The 9,742-nt window shown below is 37.2% G+C and carries 10 protein-coding genes; 5 read left to right on the plus strand and 5 right to left on the minus strand.

Annotated elements, in window-relative coordinates; all coding sequences use genetic code 11:
- The first annotated feature begins 93 nt into the window (after positions 1 to 93).
- The 3 genes from V7137_RS27910 (at position 94) to V7137_RS27920 (ending at position 2,652) form a co-directional block, all read left to right on the plus strand.
- The gene (locus V7137_RS27910; protein WP_335701075.1) at positions 94 to 1,014 is read left to right on the plus strand and encodes a ketopantoate reductase family protein; all 921 of its coding nucleotides are present in this window, start codon (positions 94 to 96) and stop codon (positions 1,012 to 1,014) included.
- A 166-nt stretch (positions 1,015 to 1,180) separates the two neighbouring features.
- Positions 1,181 to 1,861 (plus strand): spore protease YyaC, encoded by a 681-nt coding sequence (yyaC, locus tag V7137_RS27915; protein WP_335701076.1) that lies wholly within the window; start codon positions 1,181 to 1,183, stop codon positions 1,859 to 1,861.
- 113 nt (positions 1,862 to 1,974) lie between these two features.
- Entirely contained in the window at positions 1,975 to 2,652 is a 678-nt protein-coding gene (locus V7137_RS27920) for a GntR family transcriptional regulator (protein WP_218347265.1), read from the plus strand.
- 146 nt (positions 2,653 to 2,798) lie between these two features.
- On the opposite strand, the gene V7137_RS27925 is transcribed toward V7137_RS27920, so the two are convergent.
- From V7137_RS27925 to V7137_RS27935, 3 genes are all read right to left on the minus strand, one after another.
- Complete coding sequence (locus tag V7137_RS27925) at positions 2,799 to 3,026, minus strand: hypothetical protein (RefSeq protein WP_335701077.1); 228 nt, start codon at positions 3,024 to 3,026, stop codon at positions 2,799 to 2,801.
- Positions 3,026 to 3,346, minus strand: a complete 321-nt coding sequence (locus V7137_RS27930; protein ID WP_335701078.1) for a YbjQ family protein — start codon at positions 3,344 to 3,346, stop codon at positions 3,026 to 3,028. Before V7137_RS27930 ends, V7137_RS27925 begins: the two co-directional genes overlap by 1 nt.
- Positions 3,347 to 3,693: 347 nt before the next feature.
- The gene (locus tag V7137_RS27935; protein ID WP_335701079.1) at positions 3,694 to 4,500 is read right to left on the minus strand and encodes an aspartate dehydrogenase; all 807 of its coding nucleotides are present in this window, start codon (positions 4,498 to 4,500) and stop codon (positions 3,694 to 3,696) included.
- Positions 4,501 to 5,092: 592 nt separating this feature from the next.
- Between V7137_RS27935 and V7137_RS27940 the strand changes: the two genes are divergently transcribed.
- Together V7137_RS27940 and V7137_RS27945 are read left to right on the plus strand one after the other, a co-directional pair.
- The gene (locus V7137_RS27940) at positions 5,093 to 6,535 is read left to right on the plus strand and encodes a hypothetical protein (protein WP_335701080.1); all 1,443 of its coding nucleotides are present in this window, start codon (positions 5,093 to 5,095) and stop codon (positions 6,533 to 6,535) included.
- Positions 6,536 to 6,726: 191 nt separating this feature from the next.
- A complete protein-coding gene (locus V7137_RS27945; RefSeq protein ID WP_335701081.1) occupies positions 6,727 to 7,440 on the plus strand; it encodes an NAD(P)-binding domain-containing protein in 714 nt (237 codons plus the stop codon).
- Between the two features lie 54 nt (positions 7,441 to 7,494).
- Here the strand turns inward: V7137_RS27945 and V7137_RS27950 are convergent, their stop codons facing one another.
- Positions 7,495 to 8,718, minus strand: a complete 1,224-nt coding sequence (locus tag V7137_RS27950; RefSeq protein ID WP_335701082.1) for a hypothetical protein — start codon at positions 8,716 to 8,718, stop codon at positions 7,495 to 7,497.
- A gap of 557 nt (positions 8,719 to 9,275) precedes the next feature.
- On the minus strand, positions 9,276 to 9,611 hold the full coding sequence (locus tag V7137_RS27955) for a hypothetical protein (RefSeq protein WP_335701083.1): 336 nt from the start codon (positions 9,609 to 9,611) through the stop codon (positions 9,276 to 9,278).
- Positions 9,612 to 9,742: the final 131 nt, after the last annotated feature.

The following is a 9,742-nucleotide window of genomic DNA, read 5'->3' on the forward strand; positions in this document are numbered from 1 at the left end:
AAATAGTAGGAGACAATTGATTCTGCAATCAAAATACATAAAAAAAATCTGCCAATTTAACAGATGAGCAGGAGAATGGGATGGTAATTTGTTATGGAGATAAAAAAAGTATCAATCATTGGTTTAGGGGCATTAGGAATAATGTATGGACATTATTTTTCGAAGAGAATGCCAAAGGCCGATTTACGGATCATTGCGGACCGGAAGCGAATCGAAAGATATGAGAAGGAACATGTCTACTGTAATGGTGAACGCTGTGAATTTACATTTCTGACACCTGATGAAATATGTGACCCAGCTGATTTGCTAATATTCACGGTAAAATATGATGGGTTAAAAGATGCGATTCAGTCCGTTCTGCATCATGTAGGTGAGCACACAATTATATTATCTGCCCTAAATGGGATTTCCAGTGAGGCAGTAATTGGAGAGACTTATGGAGATGACCATATTTTATATTGTGTTGCCCAAGGAATGGATGCAGTTAAAGTTGGAAATCAGTTGACCTATGACCATAGGGGTATCCTTGTTATTGGGGAACGTGAACCAGACTTGATATCTGACAAGGTAAAGAGTGTGGCGGCATTTTTTGAGAAAGTAGGTCTTCCCTATGAAATCGATACGAATATGGTGAAACGACAATGGGGGAAGTTTATGTTAAATGTGGGGGTCAATCAAACCGTTGCCATTTTTCAGAGTAATTATGGCGAGGTACAAGGGGAAGGAAAATCTAGAGAAATGATGATTGCAGCGATGAATGAGGTTATCGCGCTTTCAGAAAAAGCAGGGATTAATTTAACCGAAGCTGACTTAGACTATTGGTTAAGTGTATTGGCAACCTTAAGCCCAGACGGAAAACCGTCCATGGCTCAAGATGTCGAAGCCAGCCGCCCGAGCGAAGTCGAATTGTTTGCCGGAACTGTCTTAAACTTAGCTGATCAATACCGTATTCCAACACCAGTAAATAAGGAATTGTACAAACGGATTCAATTAATTGAAGGTCAGTATAAATAAAATAGTGCCTGACACCCATTTGGTGTCAGGCACTATTTTGTTACAGAAATGTGAACAAGCTTATTCTTTTTTGTGATTTTTATATGCATGGATATGGAAGGTTTTATCATCGCTATCATAAAATATAGGTAGACGTGGAAAAATTCTCGAGAGAAGTGTAGGGAACATGACAGTGGGCAAATGGACAGAAATAGGGAACTACAACTTGAGAAGAGGGTTGATGCTAATGTGGCCTTTTGACGGCAAGAAAAAGACCATTGAGAAGGCAGGAAAATCATGCTATTTTTCCGTAAAAGAGACCACAGAAGGAAATGAGTTTAATGAATTTGTCAATAAACTGAGGGAAGTCCTAACCAATACCTCAAGGGAAGTCATATTTTTGTGTGTGGGTTCCGACCGTTCAACAGGAGACTCACTCGGTCCCATCTTGGGGACGATGCTGAAAGAAACTAACATCCCATTCCCTGTGTACGGAACCTTAGAAAAACCAGTTCATGCCTTAAATATGCAAATAATCCTGAAGGAAATTAATCAAACACACAATAATCCGTTTATTTTAGGCATCGATGCTTGTTTAGGAGATGAACGGCAAATTGGGTTCATATTCTTAAAAGAAGGTTCATTAATTCCTGGGATCGCTGTCAATAAAAAGCTGCCACAAGTGGGGGAATACCATATGAAGGCAGTCGTTAATTACCTGGATCCACTTTCACCGGTACAATCCTTAAATAACACGCGATTATTTACGGTCATGATGATTGCCGAAGTGATGACAAAGATTATAACGCAAGCTGTTTTTGGAGAAGTGTTATCTTACAAAAGACCAAGTGAACATCTCCATAGATAGTAAAGTTACGTAAGAACTATTTTTTCTTTGGTAATTCCAACCAAATAATTTGAAGTTTTTAAATAGTGTGAGTTATAATTGGTACAATGTATACCTAGAAAGAAGGAGAAACTGTGGGGAATAATTGGGCCGAGGAAGATTTAATTTCTTTACGTGAAAGGGTCTTTATTCATATTAAAGATCTTATTTTAGAAGGTGAATTCAAAACTGGTGATCGTTTAGTAGAACGGGAACTAGCCGAACGATTAAATATTAGCAGGACTCCGATTCGCGAAGCGTTATTTAGACTAGAATCTCAAGGATTTGTAAAAACCGTTCCAAGAAAAGGTGTAATTGTCGCAGATATTTCGGAAAAGGAAATTATTGAAGTATTTACGATTCTGTCCTCGCTTGAAGTTTTAGCAGCTAAACTAACTGTTCAAAAGTTAGACGATGAAACCAAAAGTAAGTTTATCGAGTACAGTAAAAAAGTAGAGGATTGTTTAAGGAATAAGGATGATCACGATTTCTCTAATTTACATGGTGACTTGAATCATCTTTTATACAGTTCAGCAAAAAATGCCAAACTTTATGAAATATTAAGTGGCTTATCGGATTATATTCGAGCTTTTGCCAAGACAGGATATAAAAATCCGGGCCGGCCTGTACAATCGATGGAAGAGCACTTACGTATTATGGAAGCTATTATTAATCAAGAGGCAGAAATGGCCGAATATTTGACAAAGATTCATATTGAAAATTCACGAAAAGCGTATACTGAGGCAGTCAATCAAGGAAAAAAGAAGAAATAAAAGGAAACTCCATCCCTATTTTTCAATTCATAATAAGTATTAGTCNNTTAAACCATGTTTCAAATTTATAATGCAAAAAACGAAAACCACGATTTTTACAAAACCCGTGGTTTTTTTTCGATATTTTAATTTCCTTGCATTTGCAATTATTTATCTTTTTTATAAAATCGTTCACCTGTATCAGGATTATAATACACTCTTGTTTTTTCGCCAGTTACAGGGTCGATATTTATTTCTTCTGTCGATTGAAAACCATCGGGGACTTTTGCACCGTGATTACGATTAAACCGTTTGTCATAGATAAAATATCCAAGCAATATGCATATGATAATGATTATAACTTCTAAGACATAATAACCTATGACGAATTTCATTATATTGTCTCCACAACAACAGCAGTTCCATATGACACAATTTCACTCATATTTTTACCAATTTCTCCAGAGTCATATCTCATCATTACAATTGCGTTTGCCCCCATTTGATTAGCATTTTTAATCATACGGTCCAAAGCTTCTTTTCTTGAGTCTTCAAGCATAGCTGTATATTGTTTGATTTCTCCGCCTACTAGGGATTTTAACCCTGCCATAATATCACCGCCAATGCCTCTGCTTCTTACAATTAGACCAAATACAGGCCCTTTTACTTCTACAATTTTGTAACCTTCAATTTTTTCTGTGGTGACTACCAACATATTAATCGCCTCCGTCTTTATATTCAAAACCAATTCATTAAGTGGGTATTTTATTTCAACATAACTTACTATTTTTTCTTCATATATTTCCCTTTTTATCAAATAAAAAAATACCACTATTTCAATAATATTAACATAGCATTACGTTAGTCCATCTATATAATAGGAAATTCACATATTTATCATAATTAATAAACATAAAAAATACCATTTCCTAGAAAAGAAATGGTATATAAAATTCTCGTGTTATATCTGCTGATTTGATTGTTATTTGTGAGTATATTTATATTGCTAATTACGCATCTTTTTCCTCTTTAAAATGAATTTTTCTTTTCTATTACAACAAATTAAACGCCGATCACAACGGTTGAAGTTAGGTTTTGCAATACTTTTGCTACACTCATAGCAACAATCGGACTGGATTTAGGATTTTCCTGAAAAGGATTGTTTTGAATAGTGGTTTCCATTTGACCGAAATAACCCTTCGCTACAATAGTGTGGGTATTCATTTGAATGGTCGGGTCTACATAGACTTGAACCTTTGTTTTTTCAAAGCCAATACCGGCGAGGCTTAACGCTGCCGACACGTTTACATTTTGAGGAAATAATGTTGCAGCATTTCTGGCATTGCCATCAAAGATACAAACAGGATGAGTAATCGTTTCTAAATTGACTTTTTCCTCCGCAATCGTACCATACCAACTTTTTGGCGGTTTTCTTGTAATCAGTTTGATCTCATCAATTTCCCCTAATACCCCAGCAGCGATACGGTCCAAACCAGCAATGGCTGCTGACGGGATAATCAATTGTTTCTTGGAATTCGCTGCGGCCGTTTTTAAAGACTCATAGAAGTTTCTATCCGCTAAAGCACCAACCGAAAGGATGACTAAATGACTTCCAAAGGAAAGGGCTTTTTCCCCGTAAAGTTGGAGGGCCTGGTGCCCAGCTACTTCAATGATAATATCTAAATCTTGGTTAAAAAAAGCTTCTTCATTCCTAGTTACTGTACATTGATCTGGTAATTTGTCATAAGTGCCGAGCGGGGTTCGAACCAAAATAGCTTGAAGAACAACATCGCCAGCTTTTCCTGATGCAATTAATTTACTTATACTCTTTCCGAGCGTTCCATATCCAATGATACCAACTCTAAGCATTTTTACTCTCTCCTCGGGATTATATTTTTTAGGAATCATTAATTAGAAAGCTATCAATCTATGTATAAATCTTGTATACCGTGTACCATTAATTTTCTACATTTTAGCCGATTGGACCCACAAAATCAATATCAATAAGATAAATATAGGTAAACTTCTAAATTTTCAAAATAGTTTGCAAAGACAAAAGAATAATGGTATATTATTTTCAACCTTATACTTTACAAGGTGTACATAGTGAAAAAGAGGAGGTTGATCTAGAATAATCCTTACCATCAAACTACATAAANNGTTATAAAGGTTCTTTTGATTCAGGATTTAGTTGCCATCAGTAATTCCGTAAAAAATTTATTTAATCATGGTATACAATCTACAGTATGCAAAATATATTCTCTCAAAAATTTATTCTTTTAACGAAACTTGCCATTGTTCATCTTTTTAGGGAGTATGAAAAGAAAATTAGAAGTAGAGGATTTACACCATGAATATATTCTACATAAAAAGAGTATTCCTCTCCTACGATCTTTTCCAATAGTTAAGGGAATCTTCGCTACAAACGTTTTAAACTATTTTAAAACTACGGAGGGGAAATATGGAATTAACAGCAGCTCATTGGGTCTATCTAGTTGTCACTGTAGCCGTTATTATTATCATGCTTTTTAGAAAAGGTGTTGTTTTACCACTTATTATTGGAACCTTTTTAGTGGCAGCCGTGTATAAAGGCAGCGTGATCGCCGGATTTCAAGCCGTCTTTAATGCTAACCTTGTTGCGGCAAAGGAGCTATTTAGTATTTTCCTAATCATATCCATCATGATCGGTCTCCTTAATTCCTTGAAGGATCTAGGGGCAGATAAACGGATGGTTGTACCGATTCAAAAAATAATGGTAAACGGACACGTTTCTTATTTAGTCTTAATGGTCACGACGTTTGTGATTTCACTCTTTTTCTGGCCAACCCCAGCTGTTCCATTAATTTGTGCTTTATTAGTACCTGCTGCAGTTAGTGCAGGATTGCCAGTCATGACCTCAGCAATGGTTATTGTTATTGCAGGACAAGGTATGGCCCTTTCATCAGACTATATAATGCAAGTAGCCCCAATGTTAAGTGCGAAAGCTGCAGGAATTGATAAATCCTTAGTTTCAGATAAGGCCTTCATTCTTTCTCTTATTACTGGATTAACTTCTCTTGCTATTGTATATGCAACACATCGAAAAGCGATTACAAAAAAATCTGTTAATGAGATTAATAAAAAAGAAAAAGCATTCTTCCAAGTTAGCGAAGAACTTGCTGCTACAGTAGAAGAAACTGCTGAAGTTATTAAGGTAAAACAAAAATGGGGAAAAATCTTTGCTATCATTGTGCCGTTAGCGATGTTGGCTGTTATGATTTTTATGTTCCAGACCAAAATTGGCGGTGGTGCAGGATTTGAGGGAGGCGACGGCGCAGCCTTTATTGGCGGAGTTGCAACGATTCTCTTAGTATTAGCGACGATTGCTTTTAACCGAATCCATGCGCTTGATAAAATCAGTGAACATATTACTGAAGGGTTTGTTTTCGCTTTTAGAGCAATGGCTCCCGTCATTCCGATTGCAGGTTACTTCTTTATGGGAAGTGGAGACTTTTCAGCATCTATCCTTTCGTTAGGTGAAGATGCAGCTAAGCCAGGATTCTTATTTGATTTGATCCAAGCAGCTCAAAATTATATTCCACACAGCCCATTTATTGCAGCATTTAGTATCTTAATCGTTGGTATTATTACCGGGTTAGATGGATCTGGGTTTGCTGGTCTTCCGTTAACTGGTGCTTTGTCAGGAGCAATTGGACCTGGAAGTAACATCGATCCTTCTGTTCTTGCAGCTATTGGGCAAATGGGTGCAGTTTGGAGCGGAGGAGGCACGCTGATTGCTTGGTCGTCACTTGTTGCAGTTGCCGGCTTCTTACAAGTGTCACCGTTAGAGCTGGCCAGAAAGAATTTCTTCCCAGTAATAACCGGACTTTTCCTTGCCACTCTTTTGGCAGTAATCATCTGGTAGATAAACAGTTTCCTTGTACTAAGCTATTTCATTAGACTAGATACAAATTAGGGGTCATAAATAAATAAAAGGGCTATCTCAAAAGTCAGCAGCGAACTGATTTTTGGGGTAGCCTTATTATTTTTGGATTGCAAAATCGTTATCTTAAAATGACAAGAGTCATAGGATGAAAAGAAGAGAGGAGATGGAAAATGAAAGACCAGAGGATCGGTTTAGTAGGGCTTGGTAAATTAGGGACTGCGATGATGACACATTGGGACAAAGAAGGGATTGCCATTGGCGTTTATCATCCGGTACAAACGAAAGCAGGACACTTTCTGCAAGGCTTCCAAAATGGCTACCTCCTAACAGAAAGTGAATGGAGGGATGTTGATCTCTTAGTGCTAGCATTGCCAGCAACAGAAGTTATTCCATTTATTGCTTCTAAAAAACTACAAGGTAATCTCCCATATACACCAAGGATCATTAATATGGCAACAAATCTTCCTACCAATGAAATAAAGGTCAAGTTTCCTGACCTAAAGGTATATGGGGTCAAATATATGGGACATTCAAAGGATTTATTGGAACATGGTAATGGCCTATTTATTACCGAAACTGAGTTACCTCCTACGATTGGCGAACTTTTTCACGTACTTGGCAAGATCAATATGGATAGTGAGAATGTTTTATCAGAGGTAAACAAATTAGCCACGTATTTCGCTATCAAAACAGCAGTAACAATAGAAACGGAATGTATGAAAAGAGGCTTGTCACCGGATTACCTGAAAAGAGCATTAACATCTTTAGCACCTGAAGTGATTCGTTCGTATAGCGAGGGGAGTCTTGGACACTTTGCGAAGGAAATAGCCGCGAAAATTAAAGAAGAGAGTTCTAGTGATAGTGATGGACGTAATACCCGATGAAATGGAAAAAGGTGTCAACCAAATGGGCTGACACCTTTTGTTCTGCACCAATAATTAAGATAAATACATTTGTAAAATAAATAGATACACCATGACACAGCCGATATAAATACTTGCGAAGGAAAGGTTCCAGTTCGACACTTTATAGGAGCTTTCCTTGACGATACTTGACATAAGCCCTAAAGTGGCATTATAGGGACCTACTAGAAAAGCAGATACTGCGCCGGCTAACATCGCCACTGTCAAGATATGAGGGGAGATTCCAACCACCGTTGGATTCAAGCCTTCGGTCATTAATGCTAATGACACGGCAGGATGCAATCCTAAAAAGGCTAAAGCTAGTGGGATTAACGGTAGTAAAATTAAAAAGATCTCTACACCTGCAAATTGAATAAACTTGTTAACCCAGGCATCTAGAAAGACATTCGCATGAGTAACATTAATCGTTGAAATAAAAAAACCTGCCGATAAATAAATAAAGAATTGATCCTTCATACTTATAGAGAAGGTTTGAAAATGTTTGACCAAATGGGCACCGAACTCCTTACCCTGCTTTAAGAAAAGGGACCAAACTAAGGAAAATGGAATGACCAGCAAGGAGACCAAAATTAAAAATGGATAAGGAAACTTTGATTCTACGAGCGAAATGACCAGGTTAAAAATAATGATGGCCAATAGTATTTGAAAGACTCTGCCTGCTCGATTCATCTGACCCACTGGTTCAACGGTTGCAGCAGTTTCGTGGACGGAAAGGCTCTTTTTGTTTTGGATCATAATATTTGCCCTGCGTGAGCCAATATACCAATCCACACCTACGCCCACAATGCTTAAAGGAATTACATATGGAAGAATGGAGACCCAGCTTACATGCGTCATCGTGATTACAATCCCGACAATCGGAGTAACTGGTGCCCACAGTAAAGGCATCGCAAACCCGCGCGTGATTGCTCTACTCATGAATCGCTCCTTATTCTCAACGGGAATAACGTCTAAAGCAGGCCTAATCGAGTAATATGTCATTGGCAGGGTGGCCAGATTCATAAAAATACTAAAAAAATACGAAATACCAGACGTGATCATATACAGTTGACCAGAGGTTTTTACCCTCTTTTGAATAATGCTTTGTATGCCCCCGCTATATCCCCCTAATCTTATTGGAATCCCTAATATTGGGATAAGCGTAAACATGGTTAGCAAGTCAAGCATCGAGCCGAAAGAGAGGATGTATTGCTGCCACGGAGCTCCACTGGAAATAAGTAAGACCACACCAAAAAGCAAAAATGTTCCTCCTAAAATTTGAACAAATCGCTTGGCTTGATATAAGGTCATAAGGACAATCAAAAGGCTAAGACAGGAGATCAGGCCACTAAGATGAAGGACGGGAAAGAGCACAGAGAATAAATACAATAAAATTACAAGAAAAAACAAATACCTCAGCATGTCATCAACACCCTATCTTTTTAGAAATTGTATACCAAACAAATCTTAAGAACGTAGATTAGTCAAATATTTGCCATTTATCTCGAATTATTTTGGTATTTGGTATACAAAAAACTTGTTTTCTTGTTCCGCCCATTATACAATGACAGTATCAAATAACTCAATTCATAGGGGGCTTTTCGATGTTAAACTTTCTATTTGGATCCAAAAAAGCTGCAGAAAAGGCAGAAAAAAAACTTGCTTCACTTAGAAAAACACTTAAATTCTAACGATTTTTATTCAACCGTCACTACCAAGTGGCGGTTTTTTGTCGGGCTATTAAAGTATAAAAATCCGGAGACTTTTTCTCTCCGGATTCAATCTATATGGAATAAACTGCTGGCAGCAATGAATTCTTAAACGATTATCTCTGTTGATTTTACCAGTTTGGAGTTTACAGAATCTTGACTGTTTCCAGACGCTTTGACGATCTCATTTAATTCCTCACGAGCTGCTTCGATTGTGTCAAACTTTTCAAAAAACTTTACCGCGATCTGATTGATATATTCTTTTCCTTCATAATTCTCAAATAATTGAATTTTAATGGTTTCATCCAGGACTTCGGCAATTGTGTATTTCGCCTTTAGATTGTCAAAGAAATAGAAATCATAGGTTTCTACCGGTTTTAATCCATCGTTTTCAAGAATCGTTTGGAAGGTATCTTTATTCGTTAACACAATATATTTCCCCATGCAGAACACTCCTTAAGGTAATTTTGAAATCCTATTAATAAAATCGTTTCAGGTAAGTATTGATTTTCATTGCTCTAATGATTGGAAACTATGACAGAAAGTTTTCTCAACACACCTCCAAAGGAATATTG

Origin of the sequence: Neobacillus drentensis (genome assembly GCF_036962765.1) — a bacterium.
GTDB lineage: Bacteria > Bacillota > Bacilli > Bacillales > Cytobacillaceae > Neobacillus > Neobacillus drentensis_C.